We start from the raw sequence: 26898 nt of genomic DNA, 5'->3' as shown, positions 1-26898 counted from the left end.
GCCGAAATGCGAAACGTCAGGGACGAACGAGGCCCGCAGGGGTGAGCGCCCATCGCTTGACGACCGACGCCCGAGAAACTACTTTCCTCTCAGGAAACAAGTTCTGTTGGCGCACATCGATGGAGGTCCCCATGTCCGAGCCTCACAAGTCCCATGAGCCCGCACCCGACGAGGCCGCCAAGGCGGCCCAGGCGCTGCACGGCATCGAGCAACGCCGCGCCCAGGCCCACGACGGCACCGGCACGGCACGCTGGGTGGACATGGTGTTCGGCGTCCTGACCTTCGCGGTGCTCGCCGCCCCCGACTTCTTCGGTTCCGATGTGGCCGGCTGGACCACGCCCGCCTTCTCGGCGCTGGCCATCGCCTATTACGTCCTGCTCAACACCCGCCGCGGCTCGGCGCTGCTCGGACAGCGTGCGCGGCTGCGCCGGAGTGAGATCTCCGGCCGCTTCGCCCTGATCTCGCGGGTGGTGCTCCTCGCGGCCCTCGCGCTCGGCATCGCGGTCGCCCTGCTCCAGCCGGACCTCGGCGTGCACGTCCCGTACTGGCGGACGGCGCTCGGCGTGGTGCTGGGCGGCGCGCTGATCTTCTTCGGTGGACGGATGCAGCGCGCACTGGCGTCGACGGCGACGCGCGAGCGGCACACCGCGGGAAGCGCCCTCAATGGCCACATTTGAGTACGACGCCGTCCTCCTCGACCCGACGCGGCTGACGATCGTGTCGCTGCTGGCGGGCGTGGACTGGGCCGAGTTCGGCTGGCTCCGCGAGGAGGCCGGCGTCTCGGCGTCCGCCCTGTCCAAGCAGGTCAGCACGTTGGAGGCGAAGGGGTACGTCGACGTCAAGAAGGGCTACGTCGGCAAGCGGCCGCGAACCTGGGTGAGTTTGAGCGACGCGGGCCGCGGCGCCCTGGAGACCCATGTCGCCGCCCTGCAGCAGGTCGTCGACGCCTCGCGTCGCCGCGCCGACGAGACCGACACCTGAGGCGCCTCGGCGGCAGGAGCCTGTTCAACTCCGCGACGGTTTCCCGCCTCGTCGTGTTGGCGCAGCACCTTGATCATGTCTGTCGATTCGCGTAAGAACGATCTCGACCTGCTCTCTCTCGCCGAAGGACGAGCACATGCCGGACTGCGCGCAGGGCCTGTCGGACGGCTTGACGTGGGCGTCTCTTGAACTGCCGGTCGGCGCCGACGACATCGGTGATGTCCTTCCCCTGCTTCTCGCACGACGGCCCGACTTGTCACCACCGCAGAACAGGAGAACCCCCCACCCATGACCGCATTCAACCGGCGCCGCTTCCTGCAGATAGCCGGAGCCACCGCCGCCGTCACGGCGCTGAACGGCTCCATCGACCGCGCGGCCGCCATCCCCGCTGCCCGCCGCAGCGGCACCGTCCGGGACATCGAGCACATCGTGGTGCTCATGCAGGAGAACCGGTCCTTCGACCACTACTTCGGCACTCTGAAGGGCGTCCGCGGCTTCGGTGACCCGCGCCCGGTCACCCTGCCCAGCGGCAAGCCGGTCTGGCACCAGTCCAGCGCCGGCAAGGAGACCCTGCCCTACCACCCGGACGCCGACGACCTCGGCATGAAGTTCATCGCGGGCCTCGACCACGACTGGGCCGGCGGCCACAGCGCCTTCGCCGCCGGCAGGTACGACAACTGGATCGCCGCCAAGAGCACGGGCACGATGGCGTACCTGAACCGGGACGACATCCCCTTCCACCACGCCCTCGCCGACCGGTTCACCGTCTGCGACGACTACCACTGCTCGTTCATGGGCGCGACCGACCCCAACCGCTACTACATGCTGAGCGGTTACGTCGGCAACGACGGCACCGGCGGCGGCCCCGTCCTCGGCAACGAGGAGGCGGGCTACGGCTGGACGACGTACGCCGAGCGCCTGGAGAAGGCGGGCGTCTCCTGGAAGATCTACCAGGACATCGGCGACGGCCTCGACGCCGGCGGCGGCTGGGGCTGGATCGACGACGCCTACCGCGGCAATTACGGCGACAACTCGCTCCTCTACTTCAACAACTTCCGCAACGCCAAGCCCGGTGACCCGCTCTTCGACAAGGCGCGCACCGGCACCAACGCCAAGGAGGGCGACGGCTACTTCGACGTCCTCAAGGCCGACGTGAAGGCCGGCAAGCTCCCGCAGATCTCCTGGATCGCCGCACCCGAGGCGTTCTCCGAGCACCCCAACTGGCCCGCGAACTACGGCGCCTGGTACATCTCCCAGGTCCTCGACGCCCTCACCTCGAACCCCGACGTGTGGAGCAAGACCGCGCTGTTCGTCACCTACGACGAGAACGACGGCTACTTCGACCACGTCGTGCCGCCCTACCCGCCGGCGTCCGCGGACCAGGGCCTGTCCACCGTCGACACCAAGCTCGACTACTACCCCGGTGGAACGCGCGCCGCCGGCCCCTATGGGCTCGGCCAGCGCGTCCCCATGGTCGTCGTGTCGCCCTGGTCCACCGGCGGCTACGTGTGCTCGGAGACCTTCGACCACACCTCGATCCTGCGGTTCATGGAGCAGCGGTTCGGGGTGGAGGAGACCAACATCTCGCCGTGGCGCCGCGCCATCTGCGGCGACCTCACCTCGGCCTTCGACTTCTCCCTCAAGGTGACCGACCCGGCCGAGCTGCCCGACACCTCCGGCTACGCGCCGCCGGACCGCGACCGTCACCCCAGCTACGTCCCGAAGCCGCCCGCACAGGGCGAGTTGCCCCGCCAGGAGGCCGGCTCCCGCCCCAGCCGCCCGCTCGCCTACGCCCCGTACGTCGACGGCGTGGCCGACCTCGCGACCGGCAAGTACCGGCTCACCTTCAGCGGCGGCGAGCAGGCCGGAGCCGCCTTCCAGGTCCGCTCGCTCAGCCGCGGCGACGGCCCCTGGACGTACACGGCAGAGGCCGGGAAGTCGATCGCGGACAGCTGGAACTCGCAGTACTCCAAGGGCCGTTACGACCTGACCGTGCACGGCCCGAACGGTTTCCTGCGTTCCTTCCAGGGCGACAACAAGACCGCGGGCCCCGAGGTGACCGCGCGCCACGACGCGAGCACCGGCAACCTCCAACTCACCCTGCTGAACCCGACGTCGGCGGCCGTCCGACTCACCGTCACCAACGGGTACGGCGGTGCCGCGCAGACGTACACCGTGCCCGCGGTCAGCACGGCCCGGCACACCGTCGACCTCAAGGGGACCCGTCGCTGGTACGACCTGACGGTGGCCGCGGAGGGTGTCACCGGGTATCTGCGCCGGCTGGCAGGGCACGTGGAGAACGGGGCGCCGGGAGTCAGCGACCCGGGTATCGCGACCGCCTGAGCCGAGGGGGTCGGACCCCGCCGAGAGGCGAACCGGCGGAAACTGTGAGTGTCTGGATGACGACGGGATGTGAACCCGTCATTCCTTCGTCGACCTCAAGGAGTCTTCATGAAGCCCATGATCAAGCTGGGTCTCGCGGCAGCCGCGGCCGGTGTCGCCGTCCTCGGAACCGCCGGCATGGCCTCCGCCGACACCGACCCGTTTGGCGTGGCTCAGAACTCGCCGGGTGTGGTCTCCGGCAACGTGACCCAGATCCCTGTCCACGTCCCGGTCAACGCCTGTGGCAACAGCGTCAACCTCGTCGGCCTGCTCAACCCGGCGTTCGGCAACTACTGCCGCTGACGCACACCCCCGTGCGGTGAACATCCCGCGCCGGCCCCGGCAGCTTCATTCCGGAGAGTCGGCGCGGGATGTTCCACGTCGTAACGCACCGGCCGCCCTCACCGCTGCGTCGCCCTCACCGCTGCGTCGGCATCGCGTACAACCCGGTGGACCGTACAGCCTTCGGCTCATAGTCGACGGTGACGGTGACCCGGGCGCCCAGACCCTCCGCGTAGAGCTCCATCGTCTCCAGGTCGAGTATCTCGCCACCCTCTATCTGGGCCGCCCACAACCGGGAGATCCCCGCCGTCGCGGCCGCCTGCCCCAGCGGCACTCCTTGTTCCTGACGGATCTGCCGCAGGCGCTGCCCCAGGACGTAGGTGCGCGCCGCATTCATACCGCCCCTCCGTAGATCGCCGTGTGGGTGCGAGTGAAGGGCGGTCGACCGTCCATGGTGACGGTGCGGGCACTGGTGGACAGCTCCAGTGTGATGTACATGAGGGGGCTCCGATGGGACGTCTGGGCTACAAGGGCGGGTGTGGCCCTTGTGGCGTGAGACCACCCATGTGGCGCTGCATTACGCGGGTCGCGGCAGTTATTTCATGTGATCTGTATCACTGCTGGCGGCATCGTTGGAAACACCCCCTGCCAGACGCGGGACCGCCACCGCTAGGGTCCGGGCATGCCGGCTCCAGGAAACGTGTTCGCCTCACTGCTCCGGCAGGGCTCGCGCCACCGCGGCCTCGTCCGAGCGCTCGCGGTCGTTCTGGTGCTCGCGGGGGCGATCAACGATCCGGATCACGACGGTGTCAGCTCCGTGGTGTTCAGCGACGGCGACAAGGCCGACGTCGGCGACGTCCGCGGCACCTGGGCGAAGCTGCGCGGGGCCATCCTCGAGGACATGACGACGCGGGGCAGCGTCGGCGACTTCGACGGCGACGGGTATGTCGACCTCGCCGTCTTCTACAGCCAGGACGGAATAGGCGATTCGCCTCGGGAAGCCATGCTCGTTCACGAGGTCCACTACGGGCCGCTCGCCCGCGACCTGACCAGTGAGCGGACCGGGAACATCCGCATCGGCAGCAAGACGTTCGTCGACGGTGTCCGTGCATCCGACCAGGACCACGACGGCAGGGCAGAGCTCCTGATCGTGCAGTCCATGGGCGACGGGACTTCAGAGATGCGTACCGGCGTCCAGAAGGACGGCGGAATCTCCGTGGCCGACAAGGTGTCCGACGAGCAGACCGACTCCACGACCGAGGGGAGCTGGCCGCACAACGCGCACGGATGGCGGGACTTCCGAAACACGCCCTAGCTGTCCAGGAACTCACCGCGCGGAGGGTCGGTGGTGAGGCCGCGTCGAGCCGGCTGAGATGCGCGCCATCACGGTGTACGAACGCCCTGACGCGTCTTCACCGTGTCCTGCCTTGTTCGAGAACGGTGTGCAGCAGGGCTTCCGGCGCGATGGACCGGGCACGGCGCAGTCGTTCGCCATACTCCGCGTCCCCCAGGAGCTCCCTGGCCTGAGCCCGGGTGCTTTCGCACAGCGGCAAGGCATCGGGGGTTCCGCGCCGGAGCAGACCGACCGCGTTCCAGAACTGGTTGCTCGCACCGATCGCCGAAACGGCCCGACCGGGGTCGCCCTGCGCAGACCAACTCGCGGCCAACAGGTCGAGGCCCATCGCGATACCGAACTGGTCCCCGATGCGCCGCTTCGCATCCAGCATGTCGCGTGCATGAGCCCCCGCCTCATCGGGCCGCCCCTCGAACAAGGCGATCAGGGCCAGCTGGTAGTCCAGATAGGAGCGGGTCCAGTACTCCCGCGACCGCACGCAGAAGTGGCGCAGGGCCTCTGCTTCTTGGCGTGCCTCGTTGAAGCGCCTGGCTCCTGTGAGGGCAAAAACGCGAACAAGCCGGCACAGATTCTCGCCGACCGTGAGGGGAGCTGCCGGCCTGTCCGTCGCCCCTCCGTCGGCGTCGCGCGGCATGGGCACTTGCCTGCGCAGGGCCTCATCGGCCCGGTCGAGGGCCTCGATCGGCGCACCGTCCAGGAGGGCGACCAGCCCTTCGAGATAGGCGGCCTGTCGTACGCCTTCTGCATCACCGGCGCCGAAGGCGGCCTGCAGGCTCTCGCCCGCGAGACGACGCCCTTGCGCATGCTGACCCTGCAGAATCCGGGCCAGGCCCAAGGACCACAGCCCACGTGCCCGCCGCGGGTCCGAGTCCGACGTGAGGGGGAGGCTGAGCTGTGCGAAGTGCGCCACGTCATGCAGGTGGCCCGAGCAGACCCAGAAGAAGGCGACGTTGCCCAGGAGTTCAAGCGCCTCCGTACTGTGGGAACGCAGCAGGAACTCCATTGCGGCACAGACATCGCGGTAGAGATCCCGCATACGGGCATACCAGTACTGTTGTGCCGAGCCCATCCATTCGCCCCTCGCGCGAGCGGTCGTCTCCAGCAGTATCGCCGCGTGTCCTGCGGCCACGGTTGTCTCTTCGCCCAGTTCACGGAGCCACATGCGGCCGTAGGCACGCACGGAGTCCAGCATGCGATACCTGCCGTCGACCGCTGTGACCACGGACTTGCGCACGAGCCCGGCCAGCGCGTCACTCAACACCTGTGCTGTCAGCGGCCCGCCGACGCACACGGTCCCTGCGAGCTCGGCGTCGAACGCCCCCGGGAACACCGAGAGCCGCGCCCACAAGAGGCGTTCGGCGGGCCGGCACAGTTCGTGGCTCCACCCCACGGCCGTGCGCAGTGCGCTGTGCCGGGACGGACGCAGGCCCGGCTGCTCCAAGGCGTCCAGCCCGGCCTCGGCCAACTCCCAAGTCTCCTCAAGAGTCCGGCTGTGCAGCAAGCCGGCGGCCAACTCCAGGGCCAGCGGTACACCTTCCAAATGGGCGCACAAGCGCTCCACCAGAAGGCGGTCCGTCATGTCTCGCAGCGGGCGGCCCACGGTGGCGGCTCGCGACTCGAAGAGTGCGAGAGCTTCGGTCGCCGGGTCGAGCGGCCCCAGGCCGACCACTCTCTCGCCCTCCACGTCCAGGGGCTCCCTGCTCGTGACGAGCACCGTGAGACGAGGGCAAGCGCTCAGGAGGCTCGCCACGAGGTCCCGGGTCGCTTCGACGAGATGCTCACAGGAGTCCAGGACCAACAGCACGCGCTGGTCCGCGATCCAGTGGCGCACGACCTCCGCCAGAGTGCGCGACGTGTGGTCCGAGAGGTTCAGCGCGTCCGCGACGGAGGCGGTCAGCAGCTCGTCCCCGAGCAAAGGCCATAGATCCGTCCAGCACACAGCGGTGAATCCTGCCCAGTCGCGGCTGCGCACGGTCCGCAGCGCCAGCCGTGACTTGCCCATGCCTGCCCCGCCAACGACCGTCACCAGGCCGGGTTCCTCAAGGGCCGCCGCGAGCTCGGCGAGCTCATCGGTCCGGCCTACAAACTGTGTCGTCTCGTTCGGGAGATTCGTCAGCACGGACCGAGTCTGCTCGAACGTCGCGAGCCCCGTGACCGACTTGATGGAAACCTGCCGATCGGGGTCGACCCACCAGTCGCCCGTCGCCACTGATCCGGACCGTGCTCGCAGCCTGTGGGGCCGACGCCGAAGTCGTCGGCCCACAGGGGCAGGCGGCAGGTCCGCATCTCGACCGGCCGAAGCCGGACGGCGACTGGTGACTACGCGCTACGGCGTCCGCGGCGGCGCACCGTGTAAAGGAACACGCCGCCGACGCAGGCCAGCGCGGCGCCGATTCCGGCGATCAGCGGGGTGGTGGAGCTGCCGCCGGTCTCCGCCAGGTCCTTGTCCTTCGCCTGCCGCGACGCAGCGGGCGTGCCGACGTCGGAGCCCTTTTCGGAGACGGGAGCGCCCTCCTCACCCTGGGTCTGCGGGGCGGGCGCGGCGGTGTTGCCCTGCTTGGCGCCACCGGCCGCGTCGGGAGCGGGGACGCCGTCGAGGCCGACCGACACGGTGGCCGATCCGCCACCGGACCGGCCGACCTCGATCTCGACGTTGTTCTTCTTGTCGGTCAGCGTGCTGACGGCGTCCTCCTTGCCCTTGCCCTCACCGGGAGTCGGGTCGAGGAGGCGAGACTTGTTGTAGTCGCCCTCGGGCGCGAGGTAGGCGTACACGCCTTCGAGAGCGGCGTCGAGGTTGCCGTCCTCGTCGTCCTTGTTCGTCGGGTCCTCGTGGCGGTACTCCACGACCAGCCGGTCGTTGCCGAGCGGTATGTCCAGGGCCCGGGCGCCGCCGGTCTTGCCGCCGTAGAGGGAGTTGAGGGTGAAGGTGGCGGACTTCTTCACGGTGACGGCCTGGCCGCCGGGCAGCCAGCCCTTGCTGATCAGTTCGGGAGCGGCGAAGCCGACGCCGGGGCCGCCGCCGCCCATGGGGGTCTTGGAGCTGTAGCCCTCCGCGGTGGTGCAGCTGTCGAGGTCGCCGCCCGGGCACTCGTCGCGCTCGTGGTGGCTGTAGCCCTGGTTGTGCCCGAACTCGTGGACCGCGGCACCCTTACTGATCTTGCTGTCCTCGCCGACCATTATCCAGGTGTTCGGACCGGGGACGGAGCCGAGTCCGGCCCAGCCGCAGTCGCTTCCGGCGCTCGGCTGCAGGATGGAGATGCTGTCGTAGTCCTCGTCCGCCGTGTAGCCGTCGGCCTCCGCGGCCTTCGCGGCCGCCGTGCGCACGGCTCCGGCGTCGCACGGGTTCTGCGGCAGATCCAGTTCGTACGGGCCGACGACCCCGTCCTTGGCGGCCGGTACGTACGTGAAGGCTCCCTGGGAGACCTTGGAGTAGTAGCCGGCGATCGACTGCGAGCCGCCGAAGTACTCCTTCCTGGCGTTCTCCTTGACCGCGTCGGCGTCGGAGTGCTTGACGTCCTTGAAGTCGACCACGACCACGAGGACCCGGTTCTTGGCCGGGGTCTCGTCGGCAGCGTGGGCCGTGGTGATCGTCGCGCCGCCGGCGAACACGGCGGAGGCGGCTGCGACGGTGGCGATTCTCTTGCGGGCGCGCTGGTACATGGGGGTCCTTGGGGGGATCGGTGGAACGTTTGCGGGGATAGGGAGTGTGCCCGTGCACCCACGTCCCGCGGCTTTGCCGATCTTTTACCAAGTCGTTCGTGACGGCGTCAGCCGGATGCGGCGGTGCCGTCCGCGGGAAGCCCGGCGAGACGGCCGTCGAACAGCGCCCCGTCGTAACGGAAGCCGAACGAAGGGGAGGCGTAGTAGTGGTGGTTGGTGCCGATGTCGGTGGTGTGCTGCACGCCGTCCTCGGCGTTCTTCCAGTCGTTCAGCCCCAGGTACATCCGGTCGCCCTGCTGTCGGAACCGCACCTCGCTGGAGCCCTCCGGCTGCCACGGGCCCCACACCTGGTGGGGGTCGGCGGCGGAGCAGGCGCGCTGGACGACCGGGGCGTCGTCGGTCTCGGTGCCCTGGTTGGCCAGGCACTTGCCGGTTCCGGTGTTGCGGATCTGCACCCGCCCGTCGTCGTTGGGCCGCAGCAGGTCCCACGCCTGGTAGCGGGCGCCGTCGCAGGGCGCCTCCCGCGCCTGCACGCCGGCGGCCGTGCTGCCGCCGGGGATCTCCATGCACCGGCCGGTGGACGACAGCCGGAGCCGGGTGCGGTCCTCGGCCGCCGGGAGCCATGTCCGCGGTGACGGCGAGGCGCTCACGGAGACAGAGGGGCTCGTGCTGGGGCTGCGACTGGCCCGGGGGCTGTGCGACGTCGGGGGCGCCGCCTTCGTGGGGCGCGCGACAGCGCCGGCGGGCCGGGACGCGTCGGCCGTCGGGGACTCCTCCTCCCCGCCGCCGGGCAGGAGGAGCAGGCCGCCGACCACCAGACCGGACACGGTGACCGCGACGGCGCCCAGCAGGGCCGCCTTTCCGCCCGCGGCACCCGCGGCGGAGGTCCCGGACGCCCCGCCACCGCCCGCCACCGACACGGCCGCCGAACCTGCCGCCGCGCCGCCGCCGGCCGCTCCGAGCTGGGCGGTGACGTAGGCATGACCGCCCCAGAGCAACAGCCCGGCCGGCAGAACGGCACCCAACCGGCCGTCCAGATAGGTGAGTTCGGTGAGCGCGCGCCGACAGTTCTCGCAGTCCCGCAAATGCCGGCCCAGCCGCCGGTCGCGCCGGGCGCCGCCACGCCGGACGGCCGCGGCGAGCAGCGAACCGTGACGTCGGCACTCCTCGCTGCTGCTGCCGCTCTCGGCGTGCGCGCCCAGGTACGCCTCGCGCAGCCCCTCGCGGGCCCGCGCGGTGAGCGAGGTGACGCCGCTCGGGCTCAACCCCAGCAGCACGCCGATCCGTTCGGCGGACTCGCCCTCCACGACGCTGTGCCACAGGGCCGCCTGCCAGCGCTCCGGCAGGGCACGGAACCCGCGGACGATCATGTCCCGGTCCTCCATCGCGACCATCCGCTCGTCGCCGCCGGCGTCCTGCGCACCCCAGGTTCCCGCGCCGACGGCTGTCGCCCCCGAGTCGAGCCACTGCTCGAAGTCCTCGCTCAGTTCGGTGCGCCGGGCCGTGGCCGCCCATTCACCTGCGGTGTTGCGCACAACGGTGAGCAGGTACGGGCGCCAGGCCGCCTCCGGCCCGGTGCCCGATCGCACCGCGCGCAGGACGCGGGCGAATGCCTCCGAGGCCAGGTCCTCGGCGGTGTGCGGATCGCGGGCGAAGGTCCGGGCATAGGTGAGGACGGCCGGGTGGTGGCGTCCGTACAGCTCGGCGAGCGCCGCCGGGTCCCCCGTCCCCCTGACCTCACGCCCGAGTTCCGCGTCCGAACGCGGGTCGACGGGCACCGTCGGGTCGGTGCGGCGGTGTCGCTTGTCTATGCCAGTCATGCGGAGACCTTGTCCAGGACGCTGATTCACGGGATGACGCCGCCGTCCCGACCGGACCCGTCGGCCCCTCCCGGCGGAGCCCGGAGCGACGACGGTACGGGCACCGCACACGGTAATATCCGCCCACTCCAGATCTTCAAATCGCCCTACTACTTGATTGGTCGATGCCCTTCGTGGGGTTGGCGCGCCCAGGGGTGCCGGGTGCGGTGATCAGGTTCCTCTACGGCATGACCGGTGCCGGCAACGTCGTCGGGTTCGGCGAGGACGCGGGCACGAACACGGGCGAGACGTGCGCGGGCGTCGACGGCGAAGGGCGTCAACGCCCGGGGTGATGCCCCAGGCCCGGCCGGGGGCAGAGCGATCCGCCTCTGGTGGGCGTTCGCACTCGGTGCCGACCCAGCTCGAACCCGGTCCACGGACAGTGGGCCAGGTTGGATGTGGATCTTGCTCGGAGAGGCCGCCGTGCATGCTTGCGTTCGGCTACCGCCATGCAGGCGAGATGTACGGGCGTCGTAGGGTCTCGGCATGGACCGATTCGACGTCACGCCGACCCGCTTGGCCGGCACCTGGCACATCATCTGTTCCTCGTTCCCCATGTGGCAGGGGGAACGGCGCACTGGCGCGACGTTCACCTATGACCCGCTACCGAGCGGCAGTTCAGGCAAGCAGATGATGAACGACGTGGTGGGCTACCGCACTCGGAGCGGGCGGGAGCGCCGCATTCTCGGTGTCGACACGCGTCTCACCAGACGTCCGGGATCTGTCTATCGGTGGCGCGGCCGCGGAGCGCTGGCGGTGCTGTCGAGCGAATGGGAAGTGCGGGAGATCGGAAAGGACGACGCGTGGGCGGTGATTCTCTTCAGCCGGTCCCTGGTGACGTCGGCCGGAGCGGACATCGTTGTACGCGCTGACCGACTCGACGATGCCGCAGTGATCGAAGAGGCGATGGCAGCCGGCAGGCGCTACCACGCGCCGCAGGTGTCGTGAGAAGCAGGCGAGAAGTTGCTGTCGCCTCTGTTGAACGCAGTCCCGTCCGCTGTGCAATGTCGCGGCCGGCGGTCCGAAGGCGTGCTCGGGGCGGCGAGGGCAGTCGTCGGGATCCATGGCCGCCGCAGAACACTTCTAGGCGGAACTTCCTCATGACGACGCCCAGGACCGCTGGTTGCTACCCATGTGGTACCAGCGGCAGCTGGTCTTGACGGTCCACCACCCCTGCTGACCAGCCACTTCAAGATGGCGCAGCCTCACTGACGCCAGCCGGTCAGAGCGAACCGAGCCGGCCACCACACAAGCCGTGGCACGGCAGGTCGGACCGCAGCGGGGGCGCCTACTCGGCGGGCGGGGAATCCGGCGGCCTCACGTTCGCCCGGCAACCGCGCGGCAGTTGCTCCATGGTCGTCTGTGTTCATTCCCGGGACGGGGGCACCCGCCGACCCGAGGAGCGCCGGTATCACTGGACACGGCACTCCAGGCCGTACATCGTCGATGAAGGAGCCGAACGTGAACGAGAACATGTGGGGCTATCCGCCGACGAGCGGCCACACCCAGGGAGCCGACCTGATCGGCTTCAAGGTGGAGGCCACCGACGGTGGCATCGGCAAGGTCGACAAGCACTCGGACGAGGTCGGCTCCGCCTACCTCGTCGTCGACACCGGCGTGTGGATCTTCGGCAGGCATGTCCTGCTTCCCGCAGGCACAGTGACCCGGATCGACACCCAGGACAAGGCGATTCACGTCGACCGCACCAAGGCACAGATCAAGGACGCCCCCGAATTCGACAAGGACAAGCACGTCGGGGACGCCGGGTACCACGACCAGATCGGCGCCCACTACGGCAAGGGCCGCATCTGAGTTTCCGCACCCTCACAACCACCGGGGCCGGCCGAGCACTTCGGCCGGTTTTGGTGCCCTGCGGGGATGGAGTTCCCACTCTTCCTCACCCGGGCGGCGAGCACGCCACCGCTCTCACTCGTGGGCCTGGACCTCGCCCAGAAAACAATCGTTCACGTGCGCCAACCGGATCCGATGTCAACGGCGATTGAATCGTCCCTGCGGGGGTCCCGTATTCCCGCCAGTGACAGGGGGCTTGCGAGGGCGGCTATGCTGTCCGTGGGGCGTCGGGTTTCGACAGCCTCCGTCCCCAGCCCCGGACACCTCCTTCGTTCCGGCTACGTGGCTTGTGGGAAGCCGTGTGCAACGGCCATGCGATCCCGTCTTTCTGTTCTTCTCAGGGTCTTTCACAGCCCAGAGTCCGGATAGGCGGATGGGTGCGCCTCGATCCGCAGCCGGGCGTGGACAGTTCTGAAAGGCCGGGTACATGGCCACTTCCGCGCTCTCAGAGCAGAAGTCAGAGAAGAAGATCGACCGAGGGAGCGACTTCACGCTTCTGTCGAAGAGGATCAAGGCCGCCGGGCTACTGGTGCGACGCCCGGGGTACTACGCAGCACGCATCGCCCTCGTCGTCACTGCCTACGTACTGTCCTGGACGTCGTTCGCACTGGTCGGTGACAGCTGGTGGAATCTGGCCGTTGCTGCGGTGCTGGCGTTCATCTTCGGACAAGTGGCCCTGCTTGCCCACGATGTGGCGCACCGTCAGGTTTTCCGGTTGCGCTCGACCAGCGCACGGGCCGGACGCGCACTGGGCAACTTCGGCATCGGCATGGGTTACGGGTGGTGGCAGGACAAGCACTCCCGTCATCACGCGAACCCCAACCATGCGGACCTGGACCCGGATGTGCGGCCCGACATCCTGGTGTGGAGCGCGGCTCAGGCTGAGCAGGCCAAGGGGCTGCCTCGTCTGCTCGGGGGCAGTCAGGCGTATCTGTTCTTCCCGCTGCTGGCCCTGGAGGGCTTCAACCTGCACGTGTCCGGGCTGCGGTCCCTGACGGGGCCGGCCCTGAAGCAGCGCCGATCGGAAGCCCTGCTGCTCGGCTGTCACTTCGTGCTGTATCTCGGCGCGTTGTTTGCCGTGCTTCCGGCGGGCAAGGCGGTGATGTTCCTGCTGGTGCACCAGTGCCTGTTCGGCCTGTATCTGGGAACCGTCTTCGCGCCGAACCACAAGGGCATGCCGATGTTCACCGGGCAGGAGCGGCCCGACTTCCTACGGCGCCAGGTCCTGACATCACGCAACGTGCACGGTGGCCGCATCACCGATCTCATCATGGGCGGGCTCAACTATCAGATCGAGCACCACCTCTTTCCGCACATGCCCTCGCCCCACCTACGAAAGGCGCAACTGATCGTCCGTGCCCACTGCGAGGAACTCCAGGTGCACTACGTACAGACAGGACTTCTTGACTCCTATCGGCTGGCGTTGAAGAGCTTGCACGCGGCCGGCGCACCCCTGCGCCGTTCATGAGCGGCAACGTGAGGCGGGTGGGCCTCAGCCCGAACCCCGCAGTTTCACGCGGTTCCAGCACAGCCCGACACGCGAACGTACGCGACTGAGACTGACGAAAGAATCCCCAGTACGGTCGGCGCCCACGGAGCGGCTTGGCATCCCCGGCTGCTGCGCGCACACTGACGGAGTGGGCCAAGGCGATCCAGAAAACGATCCGTGCGCCGGTGACCAGGAAGAGCGCGGCCGGGTTGCGGACCGGCGTGATGCTCGCGCCGACCAGCGAGACGACGAAGCCTCTCTCCGCGACAGCCGTGCGGACGAGCGCGAGGAACTGGCCGACGAGCGTGAACAACGCCTCGACGAAACAGAGGCAAAACAGGACCGCCGCGCCCGGGTCGTCGGCATACCGACGACCACCCTGCGTCAACGCGCCTTCGAGGCGCTGGAACGCTCCCACGCCGCCGTCAAGAGGTCCGGCGCTCGGCTGCGACGCACGGATGCAGCTCTGCAACGTGCGGACGAGGACGACGCGCGCGAACGAGCGTCATCGCCCGAGAAGCGGCCGAGACAGAGCATGCGCACGGTGCGCAACCCGAGCAACAGACCCGCGACTCGGACGACGGCACCACCGCATAAGGTCTGCCCGCCTGCCATGCAGTTCAGGGAGGTACCGAGGGGCGAGCCGACGTCTTAAGAGGGCGGTGCGAGCCCGGCACCTGCGAGCCGGGGCCGAACCTCTCGGCGCGCGGGACGGTGCTGGTGTCGATGCCCTGCGCTGCGTGCCCGGGGCGACTCCCGCACTGGTAAAACCGCTGATCAGCGGACACGTCCCCGCGGTTTCAACGGCACAGGCGGCAGCTCCGGTGCGTCCAGCCGCTCCCCGTCGTAACCCTTCACTTCCCCAAATCGCGACCCGTTCATCCAGTCCTCACGTGCCTGGCTGATATCGTCCTGCGACCGCCCGATGAAGTTCCAGAACATCACCAACTCCTCCTCGAACGGCTCCCCGCCGAGCAGCATCAGCCCCGCGTCCGAGCCCGCGCGCAGCGGGAGTTCCGTGCGGCCGCAGCCGAGGTAGAGCATCGAGCCGGGGACGAGCGGGACGTCGTCGACGTGGGCCTCGCCGGACATCGACAGGACCGCGTACTCGAAGTCGGGGTTCAGGGGGAGGCGGGTCTCCGTGCCGTGAGCGAGGGAGAGGTCCGCGCCCACGATCGGGGTGTACGTGGTGCCGGGGGACACCGCGCCGTCCAGTGAACCGAGGAGGACTGTGGCCGTCAGGCCCGGCGCCGTCACCGTCGGCAGCGTCCCGTGGTGCTCGAAGTGCGGGTCCACGTGGCGGTGGGAGTCGGGGAGCGCCACCCAGAGCTGGGCTCCGTGCAGGAAGCGGGCGTGCGACGCCGGGCTCTCCTCGGAGTGGGAGATCGCCCGGCCCGACGTCATCAGGCCCAGTTCGCGGGGGCGGATCGTCTGGAGGCTGCCCGTCGAATCACGGTGCAGGACCTCGCCGTCGTGCAGCCAGCTCACCGTCTGCAGACCCATGTGCGGGTGCGGCGGCACCTGCATGCCGGGCTCGTCCGCGATGTCGTCCGGCCCGTAGTGGTCGACGAAGGCCCACGCGCCGACCATGCGGCGGCCCAGGTTCGGAAGGAGCCGGCGCACCTCCGTGGACTCGCCGAGCTTCACGCGGCGCGGGGTGAGGAGTTCGCGTACCGGCTCCGCCACGACGAAGCCGCGTCCGCCGCACACCGAGGGCACTGGCTCGCGGTCAAGATTGCTCATGACGCAGACCCTAGCCCTGGCACCGCGCCACGTCAGGTGTGTAGCGCGGGGAAGACGGAGCGACGCCCATACGGGTCACCCGGCGCGCCGAGCGCGGGCCGAGCCACTGGAATGGTCGGGTGCGCCTCGTGAACGGTGGGCCCGGCACTTCGCCGCCCGACGACTGTCTCGCCCGCAACGACTGGATCTGCGGCGAGTATCTGAGCACGCGTCGGCACATGCTGGTGGACGCCACGGTGCAGCACTTGGAGATCACGCTCGTCGCCGTCGCCATCGCCGTGGTCATCGCCGTGCCGCTCGCGCTGCTCGCGCGGCGGTGGGGATGGGCCGCCGGGCCCGTGCTCGCCCTGACGACCGTGCTCTACACGATCCCGTCGCTCGCGATGTTCTCGCTGCTGCTGCCCGTGTACGGGCTGTCCGCCACGCTGGTCATCGCCGGGCTCGTCCTCTACTCGCTCACCCTCCTCGTACGGAACATCCTCGCCGGGCTGCGGTCCGTGCCCGAGGACACCCGGCAGGCCGCGCGCGGCATGGGGTACGGGCCGATCCGGCTGCTCCTGACGGTTGAGCTGCCGCTCGCTCTGCCGGCGGCGCTCGCCGGGCTGCGGATCGCGACCGTGTCCGCCGTCTCGCTCGTGACCGTCGGCGCCATCGTCGGCTACGGAGGTCTCGGCAATCTCATCTACAGCGGCATGAACACGTACTTCAAGGCGCAGGTGCTCACAGCCTCCGTGCTGTGCGTCGTCATCGCGCTCGTCGCCGATGTGGTGCTCCTTGCCATCGGGCGGGCGCTCACCCCCTGGACGAGAGCGAGCCGCGCGTGAAGCTCCTCTCCGACTCCTGGAACTGGCTCGCCGACTCCGCGAACTGGGCCGGCGACAACGGCGTCTGGCACCGGCTCGCCCAGCACGTGACACTGACCGTCGTCTGTCTCGTCATCAGCTGTCTCATCGCGCTGCCGATCGCCCTGGTCCTCGGGCATCTCGGGAAGGGCGGGGCGCTCGCCGTCAACATCGCCAACGTGGGGCGCGCCGTGCCCACCTTCGCCGTGCTCGTGCTGTTGCTGCTCACGCCGCTCGGGCAGTACAGCGAGGGGCCCACCGTCGTCGCCCTCGTACTGTTCGCGGTGCCGCCGCTGCTCACCAACGCGTACGTGGGGATGCGCGGCGTCGACCGGGAGGTCGTACGGGCCGCGCGGGGCATGGGGATGACGGGGCGGCAGATGCTGCTGAGGGTCGAGGCGCCGCTCGCGCTGCCGATGATCCTCAACGGTGTGCGGATCGCCGCCGTGCAGCTGGTCGCCACGGCCACCATCGCCGCCATCGCCGGGGGTGGCGGGCTCGGCCGGATCATCACAGCAGGGTTCAACCTCGCCAGTACACCGCAGGTGGTCGCGGGCGCCGTGCTCGTCGCCGTCTTCGCGCTCGTCGTCGAGGCGCTGTTCGAGCTCGTCGAGCGGTTCGGTCCCGGACGGCTGCGGGGGAGGAGGGCCTGATGAGCGGGTTGTTGCGTCGAGTGGCCCTGTTCCTGGGGCTCCTGCTGCTGGTCGGCGGGTGCACCAGTGGGCCCTCCCTGGAGGACCAGGGCGAGGTGACCGCGCCGCCCGGCGACAGCAAGCACCTCGTCATCGGCTCCGCCGGATTCACCGAGAGCGATCTGCTGGCCAATATGTACGCGCTGCTGCTGAAGCAGGCGGGGTACGAGACCGAGCTGCTGTCCGTGGGCAACCGCGAGCTGTACGAGCCCGCCCTGGAGTCCGGGCAGATCGACGTCGTGCCCGAGTACGCCGCCACCTTCGCCGACTGGCTCAACGCCAAGAAGAATGGCGCCGACGCGAAGCCCGTCGGCTCGCCCGACCTCGGCGCCACCATGAAGAGCCTGCGGGCACTCGCCGCGCCGCGCGGGCTCGATGTGCTCGACGCGGGCAAGGCCGTCGACCAGAACGCGTTCGCGGTGACCGAGGCCTACGCGAAGAAGCACGACCTCAAGACGCTCAGCGACCTCGGCGCCTCCGGGCTGAAGGTGCGGATCGCCGCCGGCGACGAGTGCGTACAGCGGCCGTACTGCCAGCCGGGCCTCGAGAAGGTCTACGGCATCGACGTCACCGGGATCGACCCCAAGGGCGTCGGCACCACGCAGGCCAAGAACGCCGCCCAGAACGGGCAGGTCCAGATGGTGCTCACCACGACCACCGATGCCACCCTCGGCGACTTCGGGCTCGTGCTGCTCGACGACGACAAGAAGCTGCAGAACGCCGACTACCTCGTGCCCGTCGTCAACCGCTCCCGGGCCGGAAACGCGAAGGTCGCGAAGGCGCTCGGCGCGCTCAACTCCGTACTCACCACCGACGACCTCGCCTCCATGAACCAGCAGGTCGACAGCTGGCGCCGACTCCCCGAGGACGTCGCGCGGACCTACCTGGAGGACAGGGGGCTGCTGCGGCGGCAGGGCGGCTGAAAGGTGTGTGCCGAGGCGGCCCACATCGGGGTGCTCACCCTGACCGGACTCTCAACCTCAACTTTAGGGTTACTTCTGCGGGGTGTGTGTAGCCCGATCAGGCGTCCGCCACCGAGTCGAACTCCACCTCGTCCCGCGCCACGCCCTGTGCGTCCGCGTCCACCGATCGGCGCAGCGCCTCGTGCAGCTTGGCCGGGGTCAGGACGCCGAGGAAGCGGGCGTCGTCGAGGACCGCCACCCAGCCCGCGTCGTGCTGGAGCATCTCGCCGAACGCCTGCTTGAGGGGCGCGCCGACCGGCACCCACGCCCGCATCCGGTGCGCCAGATCGCCGACCCTGCCGTCCGGACCGGCGAGCGACGCCTCGTCGACGCCGACCCAGCCGTGCAAGTCACCGCCCTCGTCGAGGACGACGGCCCACCGCACCCCGTCCTCGCGCATCCGGGCGGCGGCCCGCGCGGGCGACTCGTCGAAGCGGGCCACCGACGGCTGCTCCAGGTCGTCCGGCTCGATCTCGGTGACCGACAGGCGCTTCAGGCCCCGGTCCGCGCCGACGAACTCGGCGACGTACGGAGTGGCGGGCGAGCCGAGCACCGCGCCAGGAGTGTCGTACTGCTCGATGCGGCCCTCGCCGTACACCGCGATGCGGTCGCCGAGCCGGACCGCCTCCTCGATGTCGTGCGTGACGAGGAGGACCGTCTTGCGCACGGCGGCCTGCATCTTCAGGAACTCGTCCTGCAACTGCTCGCGCACCACCGGGTCGACCGCGCCGAACGGCTCGTCCATCAGGAGCACGGGCGGGTCGGCGGCGAGGGCGCGGGCGACCCCGACCCGCTGGCGCTGGCCACCGGAGAGCTGCTCCGGGTAGCGGCTCCCGTACGTGGACGGGTCCAGGCCCACCAGATCGAGCAGCTCGGCGGCGCGCGCCCTGGCCTTGGCCTTCTTCCAGCCGATGAGCGCGGGCACGGTCGCCGTATTGTCGAGGATCGTGCGGTGCGGGAAGAGACCGACCTGCTGGATGACGTAGCCGATGCGGCGGCGCAGTTGCACCGGGTCGACGCCGGAGATGTCCTCGCCGTCGACGTGGATGTGACCCGACGTCGGCTCGATCAGCCGGTTCACCATCATCATCGTGGTGGTCTTGCCGCAGCCGGAAGGGCCGACGAGCGTGACCAGTTCACCCTCGTTCACCTCGAACGAGAGGTCGTTCACCGCCATCGTGCCGTCCGCGTACCGCTTGGTGACATGGTCGAACCGGATCATGACACCAACGCTAGCCGCGCCCCTCAGCCACCGCTCACCAGGACGACCTCCAGGGTGCGCGGTCCGTGCACGCCCTCGACCCGGTCGAGCTCGATGTCGCTGGTCGCGGACGGGCCCGAGATCCAGGTGAGCGGCCGGGTCGGGTCGAGCCGTTCGAGGGCCTGCGGGACCGAGGACACCACCTGCTCCGGGACCCGGACCACGCAGATGTGGTGGTCGGGCACGAGGGTGATGCGGCGGCGGCCCTGGTCGGGGGAGCCGTCGAGGACGATCGTGCCGGTCTCGGCGATGGCGACCGCGCAGGCGGTGACGACGCTGTCGACTCCGTCGAGCTCGGCGGGGGTGTGCTCCGGGCTGTCGGTCACCGGGGTCGCCTCCGCCTCGGCCAGCCAGCCGTCCGGCAGCCCGGACGGCACCACCACGGTCCGCGACCCGTGCCCGGCGAGCAGCCGCGCGAGGGTGGCAGGCAGCTCCTTGCTGGTGGCCCGGTGCACGATCGCCCGATAGTCGGCGAGGTTCTCCGCGAGGAGTTCCACCTGCTGCTCCGTCGTCCGGGTGCCGTGCTCGCGCAGGTATCCGCGGTCGATGTCCGTGGCGTACGTCCCCGGTGTCTCGACCGGGCCGCCGAGGGCGCGGCGCACCCGGCCCAGGATGACGTCTCTGCTGCTCACTTGTTCGTCTCCTTGCCGCCGTTCGTACGCTTCCACCAGTCGCGGAAGGGTTCCGCGGGCACCGTGGGCAGGTCGCGGGTATCCGTCCACGCCTTGCCGGGGCCCGGCACCGTACGCGGGTGGAAGCGGCGGGTGCGCGAGGCGAGGCGCTGGCCTGTGGCGAGGGCCGCCGGGTGGGTGAACGCCCAGGTGGCGGCGCGCATCGCGGCGCGTTCGGCGGCGTGGCCCTTGGCCGGGCGGAGCATGACCTTGTTGCCGTGCCGGGTGGCGGGGCCGCCCGCGACCACGCGTTCGCGCAGGTGGACGAGGACCTCGGGGATGTCGATGGCGACCGGACACACCTCGTAGCAGGCCCCGCACAGGGACGACGCGTAGGGGAGCGAGGCGTCGATCTCGCTGCCGGTGCCGCGCAGTTGCGGGCTGAGGATGGCGCCGATGGGGCCCGGGTAGACCGAGCCGTAGGCGTGGCCGCCGGCCCGCTCGTAGACCGGGCACACGTTCAGGCACGCCGAGCAGCGGATGCAGCGCAGGGCCTGGCGGCCGACCTCGTCGGCGAGGGTGTCGGTGCGGCCGTTGTCGATGAGGACGAGGTGGAAGTTCTGGGGGCCGTCGGAGTCTGTGGTACCCGTCCAGGTGGAGGTGTACGGGTTCATGCGCTCGGCCGTCGAGGAACGCGGCAGCGTCTGGAGGAACACCTCCAGGTCCTGCCACGTCGGCACGATCTTCTCGATGCCGACGACCGAGATCAGTGTCTCGGGGAGTGTGAGACACATGCGGCCGTTGCCCTCGGACTCGACCACCACGAGGGTGCCGGTCTCGGCGACCATGAAGTTGGCGCCGGAGATGCCGACCTTGGCGCGCAGGAACTTCTCGCGCAGGTGCAGGCGGGCCGCCTCGGCGAGTTCGGCGGGGGTGTCGGTCAGGTCTTCCGGGGCAGGGCGGCCCCAACTGCCCATCTCCTTGCGGAAGATGTCGCGGATCTCGCCCCGGTTGCGGTGGATGGCGGGGACCAGGATGTGCGAGGGACGGTCGTTGCCGAGCTGCACGATGAGTTCGGCGAGGTCGGTCTCGTAGGCGTGGATGCCCTCGGCTTCCAGGTGTTCGTTGAGACCGATTTCCTGGGTGGCCATCGACTTGACCTTGACGACCTCATGCTTCTCGATGTCACTGCCGCCGGTCTCGCGGACCAGGGCCGTGACGATCCGGTTGGCCTCGTCGGCGTCGCGGGCCCAGTGCACGGTGCCGCCGGCGGCCGTGACCGACTCCTCCAACCGCACCAGATAGTGCTCCAGATGGGCGAGGGTGTGGTCCTTGATCTCCTTGCCGGCCTGGCGAAGGTGTGCCCAGTCGTCGAGTTCGGCCACGGCGCGCTCGCGCTTGTCGCGGATGGTGTGCGTGGCGTGCTTCAGGTTGGCGCGCAGGGTGGTGTTGCGCACGGCGTCGTGCGCGGCCTTCGGGAAGGCCGGCATCCCGACAAACGTTCCGCCGCTCATGCCAGGGCCCCCTCTTCTTCCGTGTGGGCTTCTTCCGTGTTGGCGAGGATCTCGGCGATATGGACGGGCCGCATGCCGACCTTCAGGCGGGACATGGTGCCGCCGATGTGCATCAGGCAGGAGTTGTCGGCCGCGCACAGCACGTCCGCGCCCGTCGACTCGGCGTTGCGGACCTTGTCGGTGCCCATCGCCGATGACACGTCCGCGTTCTTGACGGCGAAGGTGCCGCCGAAGCCGCAGCACTCGGCCGCACCCGGCAGCTCGACCAGCTCAAGTCCCTTGACTTCGCTGAGCAGTTGAGTGGGTCGGTCGCCAAGCCCGAGGGAGCGCAGGCCGTGACAGGTGGGGTGATACGTCACCTTGTGCGGGTAGTACGCGCCGACGTCGGTCACCTTCAGTACGTCGACCAGGAACTCGGTCAGCTCGTACGTCTTCGGGATCACCGGCGCGAGCGTGGCCGCGAGGCGTCCGCCACGGCCCTCCGAGCGGGCCCGCTCGCCCATCCGCGGGTACAGCTCGCGGACCATCGCCGCGCACGATCCGGACGGCGTGATGATTGCGTCGTAATCACCTGCGGCGAGGCCGGGGCCGAAGGTGTCGGCGTAGTGGGTGGCCATCGGCTCGGCCTCGCGGCGGTAGCCGGTGTTGTAGTGCGGCTGGCCGCAGCAGGTCTGCGCGGCGGGGAAGTCGACCTCCACGCCCAGCCTGTTGAGGAGCTTGACGACGGCGCGGCCCGTGTCCGGGTAGAGCGTGTCGTTGACACAGGTCAGGAAGAGCGCGACACGCATCGGGGCCCCTTCGGTCGGTCGGATTCGGTCGGCGCGGGTGATACGTCGGTGATCATCGGTCGGGTGCAGCGTACGTCGTGAGCGGGGGCTGGTCACGGGGTGCGGACACGCGCCGCTGCCGCGTCCCACGTGCCACTACCGCCGCTCGGCTCGTAGCGCGCCAACGGCTGGGTGTCGGCGACGAGCCGGCGCATCGCGGCCCGGTCGCCGATGACCCCGTCTGCCCGCGCCTGAACGAGTACATTGCCCAGCGCGGCGCCCTCGGCGGGGCCCGCCACGACCGGCAGCCCGCAGGCGTCGGCCGTGAGTTGGCACAGCAGGGCGCCCCGGGCGCCGCCGCCCACGATGTGCACCACGTCGACCGGGCGGTCGGCGATGCGGGCAGCGTCCTCGATGGCGCGGCGGTGGGCGAGGGCGAGCGAGTCGAGGATGCAGCGGGTGGTCTCGGCGCGGGTGCGGGGTTCCGGCTGGCCGGTGGCGCGGCAGGCGGCGGCGATCCGGTCGGGCATGCCGCCGGGCGGCAGGAACGTGGGGTCGCCCGCGTCGACGACCGAGCGCAACGGGGTCGCCTTCGCGGCCTCGTCGAGGAGAGCGGTCAAGTCCGGCTGGCTCCACGTGCGTTGGCATTCCTGGAGCAGCCACAGGCCCATGATGTTGCGGAGGTAGCGGACGGTGCCGTCGATGCCGAGCTCGTTCGTGAAGTTCGCGGCGCGGCTCTCCTCCGTGAGGACGGGCGCGTCCAGTTCGAGGCCGGCAAGGGACCAGGTACCGGTGCAGATGTACGCGAAATTCTCCTCGGTGGCCGGGACCGCGGCCACGGCCGACGCCGTGTCGTGCGACGCGACCGTCGTGACCGGTACGGGGCCGGTGAGACCTGTCTCGTCGAGGACGTGGGGGAGGAGTTCGCCCGCGGGGTCGCCGGGGCGGCGGATCGGGGCGAAGAGGTTCACGTCGATGCCGGCGCGGGCGGCGATGTCGTGGGCCCAGTCGCCGGTGCGGGGGTCGATGAGCTGAGTGGTGGAGGCGTTGGTCAGCTCGGTGCCCTGTCGGCCGGTCAGCCAGTATGCGAGGAGGTCCGGGATGAGCAACAGGCGGTGGGCGGCTTGGAGTTGGTCCGTGTCGCGGGCCGCCGTGAGCTGGTAGATCGTGTTGAACGGGACGTACTGGAGGCCGGTGGCCGCGTACAGCTCCGCCGGGGGGATGGTTGCCCACAGTGTCTCGGCGGTGTGGTCCGTGCGGGAGTCGCGGTAGTGGTACGGGTTGCCGAGGAGGGCGTTGTCCGCGTCGAGCAGGCCGTAGTCGACGGCCCAGCTGTCGATACCGACGGAGCGGGCCGGACCGGTCCTCCGGAGGCCCTCCAGGATGCCTGCGTACAGCCCGAGGATGTCCCAGTGGAGGCCGTCGGGAGTGCGGACCGGGGTGTTCGGGAAACGGTGGGCTTCCGCCAGGGTGAGGGTGTCCCGGGTGACGCGGGCCGTCATGACCCGGCCGCTGGAGGCGCCCAAGTCTATGGCGGCGTAGGGGGTGGTGGGCATGAGGTTGGCCTTTACGAGTGTGCGGTGTGGTGGGTGGCGGGGGGAGTGAAGTCGCCCCCGCCTCCCCTTCCCGTCCCGAAACCGGGGGCAAGCCCCCGGACCCCGTGGCGGACCGCCGGGGCTGGGGTGCGCAGTTCCCCGCGCCCCCAAACAGCGAGACTTCGCGCCCCGGGTGGGCAAAATCAAGCCCCGCTCTGGGACGAGAGCCAGCGGGGTCCGGGGCGGAGCCCCGGGGTTAGCGGAGGAACGCTGCCGCTACACCTGCGTCCACGGGGACGTGCAATCCCGTCGTATGCGTAAGGTCCCCGCCGGTGAGCGCGAACACGGCGTTGGCCACGTGTTCCGGCAACACCTCCCGCTTCAACAACGTCCTCTGCGCATAGAACTCCCCCAACTTCTCCTCCTCCACCCCATACACCGCCGCGCGCTTCGCCCCCCAGCCCCCCGCAAAAATCCCGGACCCGCGCACCACACCATCCGGGTTGACCCCGTTGACCCGGATCCCGTCCCCACCCAACTCCGCCGCCAGCAACCGCACTTGATGCGCCTGGTCCGCCTTCGTCGCCGAGTACGCCACATTGTTCGGGCCGGCGAACACCGCGTTCTTGGAGGCGATGTAGACGATGTCGCCGCCCATGCCCTGCGCCCGCATCACCCGCGCCGCCTCCCGCGCGACCAGGAACGAGCCGCGCGCCATGATGTCGTGCTGGAGGTCCCAGTCCTTGACCGTCGTCTCCAGGAGCGGCTTCGAGATGGAGATGCCCGCGTTGTTGACGACCAGGTCGACACCGCCGAAGGCCAGCGCCACCGCCTTGAAGGCCTCCGCGATCTGCTCCTCGGACGTGACGTCGACCTTGACCGCGACCGCCTTGTCGGGACCGCCCAACTCCTCGGCCACCGCCGCCGCGCCGTCCGCGTTCACATCGGCGACGACCACACAGGCACCCTCGGCGACGAGCCGGTGCGCGATGGCCTTGCCGATGCCGGAGCCCGCGCCCGTCACCAGAGCCACCCGCGTGGCGAGGGGCTTCGGCGCCGGCATCCGCTGGAGCTTGGCCTCCTCCAGTGCCCAGTACTCGATGCGGAACTTCTCCGACTCCTCGATCGGCGCGTACGCGGAGACCGCCTCGGCGCCGCGCATCACGTTGATCGCGTTGAGGTAGAACTCGCCCGCCACGCGCGCCGTCTGCTTGTCCTTGCCGAACGAGAACATGCCGACACCCGGTACGAGCACGATCGCCGGATCCGCGCCGCGCATGGCAGGCGAACCTTCCACCGCATGCCGGTCGTAGTACGCCGCGTACTCGGTGCGGTAGTCGGCGTGCAGCTCCTTCAACCGCTCGGCCACCGTGTCGAGTTCGGCCGTGGGCGGCAGGTCGAGGACGAGCGGGCGGACCTTCGTACGAAGGAAGTGGTCCGGGCAGGAGGTGCCGAGCGCGGCGAGGCGCGGGTGCTCGGCGGACGCCAGGAAGTCGAGCACGACACCCGAATCGTCGAAGTGCCCGACCTGCGGGCGGTCCGTGGAGGCCAACCCCCGGATGAGCGGGGCGAGTTCGGCCGCCCGCGTCCGGCGCTCGGCCGCGCACAGGGCCGCGTAACCGTCCACGACCGGGCCGAACGGCTCCTCCTTGCCTCGCTCGGCGAGGAACGTCTCGGCCGTGCGGATCATGTGCAGCGAGTTGGCCTCGCATTCTTCGGCCGTGTCGCCCCACGCCGTGATGCCGTGGCCGCCGAGGACGCAGCCGATCGCCTCCGGGTTGGCGGACTTGATCGCGGCGATGTCCAGGCCGAGTTGGAAGCCGGGGCGCCGCCACGGCACCCACACGACCTTCTCGCCGAAGCACTCGGCGGTCAGCTTCTCCCCGTCGGTGGCGCAGGCCAGCGCGATGCCGGAGTCGGGGTGCAGGTGGTCGACGTGCGCCGCGTCCACCAGGCCGTGCATGGCCGTGTCGATGGACGGCGCGGCGCCGCCCTTGCCGTGCAGGCAGTAGTCGAACGCGGCGACCATCTCGTCCTCGCGCTCCACGCCCGGGTACACCTCGGTCAGCGCCTTGAGGCGGTCGACGCGCAGGACGGCGAGCCCGGCATCCTTGAGAGTGCCCAGGTCGCCGCCGGAGCCCTTGACCCACATCAGCTCGACGTCGCCGCCGGTCACCGGGTCCGTCCCGGTGGCCTTGGCTGAGGTGTTGCCGCCGGCGTAGTTGGTGTTCCGGGGGTCGGCGCCGAGCCGGTTCGAGCGGTCGATGAGGGCGGCAACCTGGGGGTGCGTAGCCATGAAAGGTCCTAAATTCCTGAGGAGTTGACGGTGACGGACTGCACGGAGGTGGTTACGCGCCCCACCCCGCCTGCTCCCCACCGACCCGCTCGGCCACGATCCGCTCCTGCCACCCGTCGGCGGCGTACGCGGTGACAGGGTTCGCCGCGAGCCCCTGCTCCTCGCGCCACTCGGCCAGCAGCGGACGCACATCGGTGTTGTACGCGTCCATGATCACGGAGTTGGCGGTCAGGACGTCGCCCGTGGCCTGCGCGGCACTCAGCGCCTCCCGGTCCACGAGGAGCGCCTTCGCGGTCGCCTCCTGCACGTTCATCACGGAGCGGATGACCGCCGGGATCTTCGCCTCGATGTTGTGGCACTGGTCGAGCATGAAGGCGACATTCGTGGCCGGGTCGAAGCCGCCATTCTTCGCGACCTCGTGCAGGATGCGGAACAGCTGGAACGGGTCGGCGGCGCCCACCATCAGGTCGTCGTCCGCGTAGAAGCGGGAGTTGAAGTCGAAGCCGCCGAGCTTCTTCTCGCGCAGCAGCAGCGCCACGATGAACTCGATGTTCGTGCCCGGCGCGTGGTGGCCGGTGTCGACCACGACCTGCGCCTTGTCGCCGAGCTTGAGGCACTGCATGTAGGAGGTGCCCCAGTCCGGGACGTCCGTCGTGTAGAAGGCAGGCTCGAAGAACTTGTACTCCAGGAGCAGCCGCTGGTCGTGGCCGCGCCCCCCGGAGAAGGCGGCCCGCGACGCGGCGCGGGGGGGCGGGGGGGCGCCCCAGTAGGGCCGGGCCCGGGAGGTTGTGGCGGCGCGCCGCCCCATAAAAATGTG

The 26898-nt window shown here is 69.9% G+C and carries 24 protein-coding genes and 1 pseudogene; 13 read left to right on the top strand and 12 right to left on the bottom strand.

Going from position 1 to position 26898, the window contains the following annotated elements; translation table 11 throughout:
• Positions 1-131 precede the first annotated feature (131 nt).
• The 4 genes from ABT004_RS14980 to ABT004_RS14965 all read left to right on the top strand — a co-directional run bounded on the left by ABT004_RS14980 (position 132) and on the right by ABT004_RS14965 (position 3666).
• Positions 132-677, top strand: coding sequence for a hypothetical protein (locus tag ABT004_RS14980; protein WP_351336070.1), 546 nt, complete (start codon positions 132-134; stop codon positions 675-677).
• Entirely contained in the window at positions 664-981 is a 318-nt protein-coding gene (locus ABT004_RS14975) for a winged helix-turn-helix domain-containing protein (RefSeq protein ID WP_351336067.1), read from the top strand. The genes ABT004_RS14980 and ABT004_RS14975 overlap by 14 nt, the downstream gene beginning before the upstream one ends.
• A gap of 288 nt (positions 982-1269) precedes the next feature.
• Positions 1270-3324: a phosphocholine-specific phospholipase C gene (locus tag ABT004_RS14970; RefSeq protein ID WP_351336064.1), complete on the top strand. Its 2055-nt coding sequence runs from the start codon at positions 1270-1272 to the stop codon at positions 3322-3324.
• A 108-nt stretch (positions 3325-3432) separates the two neighbouring features.
• The gene (locus ABT004_RS14965; protein WP_451187221.1) at positions 3433-3666 is read left to right on the top strand and encodes a chaplin; all 234 of its coding nucleotides are present in this window, start codon (positions 3433-3435) and stop codon (positions 3664-3666) included.
• Between the two features lie 115 nt (positions 3667-3781).
• Here ABT004_RS14965 and ABT004_RS14960 read toward each other — a convergent pair whose 3' ends face one another.
• Complete coding sequence (locus ABT004_RS14960; protein WP_351336061.1) at positions 3782-4042, bottom strand: helix-turn-helix domain-containing protein; 261 nt, start codon at positions 4040-4042, stop codon at positions 3782-3784.
• A 285-nt stretch (positions 4043-4327) separates the two neighbouring features.
• Here ABT004_RS14960 and ABT004_RS14955 point away from each other — a divergent pair, with 285 nt between their 5' ends.
• The gene (locus ABT004_RS14955; protein WP_351336059.1) at positions 4328-4960 is read left to right on the top strand and encodes a hypothetical protein; all 633 of its coding nucleotides are present in this window, start codon (positions 4328-4330) and stop codon (positions 4958-4960) included.
• Positions 4961-5057: 97 nt separating this feature from the next.
• Here the strand turns inward: ABT004_RS14955 and ABT004_RS14950 are convergent, their stop codons facing one another.
• From ABT004_RS14950 to ABT004_RS14940, 3 genes are all read right to left on the bottom strand, one after another.
• The gene (locus ABT004_RS14950) at positions 5058-7208 is read right to left on the bottom strand and encodes an ATP-binding protein (protein ID WP_351336057.1); all 2151 of its coding nucleotides are present in this window, start codon (positions 7206-7208) and stop codon (positions 5058-5060) included.
• 110 nt (positions 7209-7318) lie between these two features.
• Positions 7319-8659: an LAETG motif-containing sortase-dependent surface protein gene (locus tag ABT004_RS14945; RefSeq protein WP_351336055.1), complete on the bottom strand. Its 1341-nt coding sequence runs from the start codon at positions 8657-8659 to the stop codon at positions 7319-7321.
• 107 nt (positions 8660-8766) lie between these two features.
• Positions 8767-10479 carry a sigma-70 family RNA polymerase sigma factor gene (locus ABT004_RS14940; RefSeq protein WP_351336052.1) on the bottom strand — a complete coding sequence of 571 codons (1713 nt, stop codon included), beginning with the start codon at positions 10477-10479 and terminating at the stop codon, positions 8767-8769.
• Positions 10480-10685: 206 nt separating this feature from the next.
• Between ABT004_RS14940 and ABT004_RS14935 the strand changes: the two genes are divergently transcribed.
• The 5 genes from ABT004_RS14935 (at position 10686) to ABT004_RS14915 (ending at position 14513) form a co-directional block, all read left to right on the top strand.
• The gene (locus ABT004_RS14935) at positions 10686-10811 is read left to right on the top strand and encodes a hypothetical protein (protein ID WP_351336050.1); all 126 of its coding nucleotides are present in this window, start codon (positions 10686-10688) and stop codon (positions 10809-10811) included.
• Positions 10812-11004: 193 nt separating this feature from the next.
• Entirely contained in the window at positions 11005-11466 is a 462-nt protein-coding gene (locus tag ABT004_RS14930; RefSeq protein WP_351336047.1) for a hypothetical protein, read from the top strand.
• A gap of 513 nt (positions 11467-11979) precedes the next feature.
• A complete protein-coding gene (locus ABT004_RS14925) occupies positions 11980-12330 on the top strand; it encodes a PRC-barrel domain-containing protein (protein ID WP_351336044.1) in 351 nt (116 codons plus the stop codon).
• A gap of 466 nt (positions 12331-12796) precedes the next feature.
• Positions 12797-13837 (top strand): fatty acid desaturase family protein, encoded by a 1041-nt coding sequence (locus ABT004_RS14920; RefSeq protein ID WP_351336041.1) that lies wholly within the window; start codon positions 12797-12799, stop codon positions 13835-13837.
• Between the two features lie 169 nt (positions 13838-14006).
• Positions 14007-14513 carry a hypothetical protein gene (locus ABT004_RS14915; RefSeq protein WP_351336038.1) on the top strand — a complete coding sequence of 169 codons (507 nt, stop codon included), beginning with the start codon at positions 14007-14009 and terminating at the stop codon, positions 14511-14513.
• A 122-nt stretch (positions 14514-14635) separates the two neighbouring features.
• Here ABT004_RS14915 and ABT004_RS14910 read toward each other — a convergent pair whose 3' ends face one another.
• Positions 14636-15601, bottom strand: coding sequence for a pirin family protein (locus ABT004_RS14910; RefSeq protein WP_351336035.1), 966 nt, complete (start codon positions 15599-15601; stop codon positions 14636-14638).
• Positions 15602-15729: 128 nt separating this feature from the next.
• Between ABT004_RS14910 and ABT004_RS14905 the strand changes: the two genes are divergently transcribed.
• Genes ABT004_RS14905 through ABT004_RS14895 form a run of 3 tightly spaced genes read left to right on the top strand, consistent with a single transcriptional unit; the run spans position 15730 to position 18058 of the window.
• Positions 15730-16425 carry an ABC transporter permease gene (locus ABT004_RS14905; RefSeq protein ID WP_351336032.1) on the top strand — a complete coding sequence of 232 codons (696 nt, stop codon included), beginning with the start codon at positions 15730-15732 and terminating at the stop codon, positions 16423-16425.
• The gene (locus tag ABT004_RS14900) at positions 16422-17096 is read left to right on the top strand and encodes an ABC transporter permease (RefSeq protein ID WP_351336029.1); all 675 of its coding nucleotides are present in this window, start codon (positions 16422-16424) and stop codon (positions 17094-17096) included. Before ABT004_RS14905 ends, ABT004_RS14900 begins: the two co-directional genes overlap by 4 nt.
• Entirely contained in the window at positions 17096-18058 is a 963-nt protein-coding gene (locus ABT004_RS14895; RefSeq protein ID WP_351336027.1) for an ABC transporter substrate-binding protein, read from the top strand. Before ABT004_RS14900 ends, ABT004_RS14895 begins: the two co-directional genes overlap by 1 nt.
• A gap of 97 nt (positions 18059-18155) precedes the next feature.
• Here the strand turns inward: ABT004_RS14895 and ABT004_RS14890 are convergent, their stop codons facing one another.
• The 7 genes and pseudogenes from ABT004_RS14890 to ABT004_RS14860 form a co-directional block, all read right to left on the bottom strand.
• On the bottom strand, positions 18156-19319 hold the full coding sequence (locus tag ABT004_RS14890; RefSeq protein WP_351336025.1) for an ABC transporter ATP-binding protein: 1164 nt from the start codon (positions 19317-19319) through the stop codon (positions 18156-18158).
• Positions 19320-19342: 23 nt separating this feature from the next.
• A complete protein-coding gene (locus ABT004_RS14885) occupies positions 19343-19990 on the bottom strand; it encodes a LutC/YkgG family protein (protein WP_351336023.1) in 648 nt (215 codons plus the stop codon).
• A complete protein-coding gene (locus ABT004_RS14880) occupies positions 19987-21483 on the bottom strand; it encodes a lactate utilization protein B (protein WP_351336021.1) in 1497 nt (498 codons plus the stop codon). The genes ABT004_RS14885 and ABT004_RS14880 overlap by 4 nt, the downstream gene beginning before the upstream one ends.
• On the bottom strand, positions 21480-22271 hold the full coding sequence (locus ABT004_RS14875; RefSeq protein ID WP_351336018.1) for a (Fe-S)-binding protein: 792 nt from the start codon (positions 22269-22271) through the stop codon (positions 21480-21482). The genes ABT004_RS14880 and ABT004_RS14875 overlap by 4 nt, the downstream gene beginning before the upstream one ends.
• 92 nt (positions 22272-22363) lie before the next feature.
• Positions 22364-23806, bottom strand: coding sequence for a rhamnulokinase (locus tag ABT004_RS14870; protein ID WP_351336016.1), 1443 nt, complete (start codon positions 23804-23806; stop codon positions 22364-22366).
• 235 nt (positions 23807-24041) lie between these two features.
• Positions 24042-26081, bottom strand: coding sequence for a bifunctional aldolase/short-chain dehydrogenase (locus ABT004_RS14865; protein WP_351336013.1), 2040 nt, complete (start codon positions 26079-26081; stop codon positions 24042-24044).
• A gap of 52 nt (positions 26082-26133) precedes the next feature.
• Positions 26134-26790 (bottom strand): annotated as a pseudogene (locus tag ABT004_RS14860) (L-rhamnose isomerase); the annotation flags it as partial.
• Positions 26791-26898 lie beyond the last annotated feature (108 nt).

This window comes from Streptomyces sp. NPDC002790, assembly GCF_040295505.1.
Taxonomy (GTDB): domain Bacteria; phylum Actinomycetota; class Actinomycetes; order Streptomycetales; family Streptomycetaceae; genus Streptomyces.
Note: the sequence above shows the minus strand (reverse complement) of the source record. Positions and strands in the feature narration are given on the sequence as shown.

Excerpts from the sequence above, each read along its gene's own strand:
- ABT004_RS14980 (WP_351336070.1), top strand. The coding sequence starts at position 132 with ATGTCCGAGCCTCACAAGTCCCATGAGCCCGCACCCGACGAGGCCGCC.
- ABT004_RS14975 (WP_351336067.1), top strand. The coding sequence starts at position 664 with ATGGCCACATTTGAGTACGACGCCGTCCTCCTCGACCCGACGCGGCTG.
- ABT004_RS14970 (WP_351336064.1), top strand. The coding sequence starts at position 1,270 with ATGACCGCATTCAACCGGCGCCGCTTCCTGCAGATAGCCGGAGCCACC.
- ABT004_RS14965 (WP_451187221.1), top strand. The coding sequence starts at position 3,433 with ATGAAGCCCATGATCAAGCTGGGTCTCGCGGCAGCCGCGGCCGGTGTC.
- ABT004_RS14960 (WP_351336061.1), bottom strand. The coding sequence starts at position 4,042 with ATGAATGCGGCGCGCACCTACGTCCTGGGGCAGCGCCTGCGGCAGATC.
- ABT004_RS14955 (WP_351336059.1), top strand. The coding sequence starts at position 4,328 with ATGCCGGCTCCAGGAAACGTGTTCGCCTCACTGCTCCGGCAGGGCTCG.
- ABT004_RS14945 (WP_351336055.1), bottom strand. The coding sequence starts at position 8,659 with ATGTACCAGCGCGCCCGCAAGAGAATCGCCACCGTCGCAGCCGCCTCC.
- ABT004_RS14940 (WP_351336052.1), bottom strand. The coding sequence starts at position 10,479 with ATGACTGGCATAGACAAGCGACACCGCCGCACCGACCCGACGGTGCCC.
- ABT004_RS14930 (WP_351336047.1), top strand. The coding sequence starts at position 11,005 with ATGGACCGATTCGACGTCACGCCGACCCGCTTGGCCGGCACCTGGCAC.
- ABT004_RS14920 (WP_351336041.1), top strand. The coding sequence starts at position 12,797 with ATGGCCACTTCCGCGCTCTCAGAGCAGAAGTCAGAGAAGAAGATCGAC.
- ABT004_RS14910 (WP_351336035.1), bottom strand. The coding sequence starts at position 15,601 with ATGAGCAATCTTGACCGCGAGCCAGTGCCCTCGGTGTGCGGCGGACGC.
- ABT004_RS14895 (WP_351336027.1), top strand. The coding sequence starts at position 17,096 with ATGAGCGGGTTGTTGCGTCGAGTGGCCCTGTTCCTGGGGCTCCTGCTG.
- ABT004_RS14890 (WP_351336025.1), bottom strand. The coding sequence starts at position 19,319 with ATGATCCGGTTCGACCATGTCACCAAGCGGTACGCGGACGGCACGATG.
- ABT004_RS14880 (WP_351336021.1), bottom strand. The coding sequence starts at position 21,483 with ATGAGCGGCGGAACGTTTGTCGGGATGCCGGCCTTCCCGAAGGCCGCG.
- ABT004_RS14875 (WP_351336018.1), bottom strand. The coding sequence starts at position 22,271 with ATGCGTGTCGCGCTCTTCCTGACCTGTGTCAACGACACGCTCTACCCG.
- ABT004_RS14870 (WP_351336016.1), bottom strand. The coding sequence starts at position 23,806 with ATGCCCACCACCCCCTACGCCGCCATAGACTTGGGCGCCTCCAGCGGC.
- ABT004_RS14865 (WP_351336013.1), bottom strand. The coding sequence starts at position 26,081 with ATGGCTACGCACCCCCAGGTTGCCGCCCTCATCGACCGCTCGAACCGG.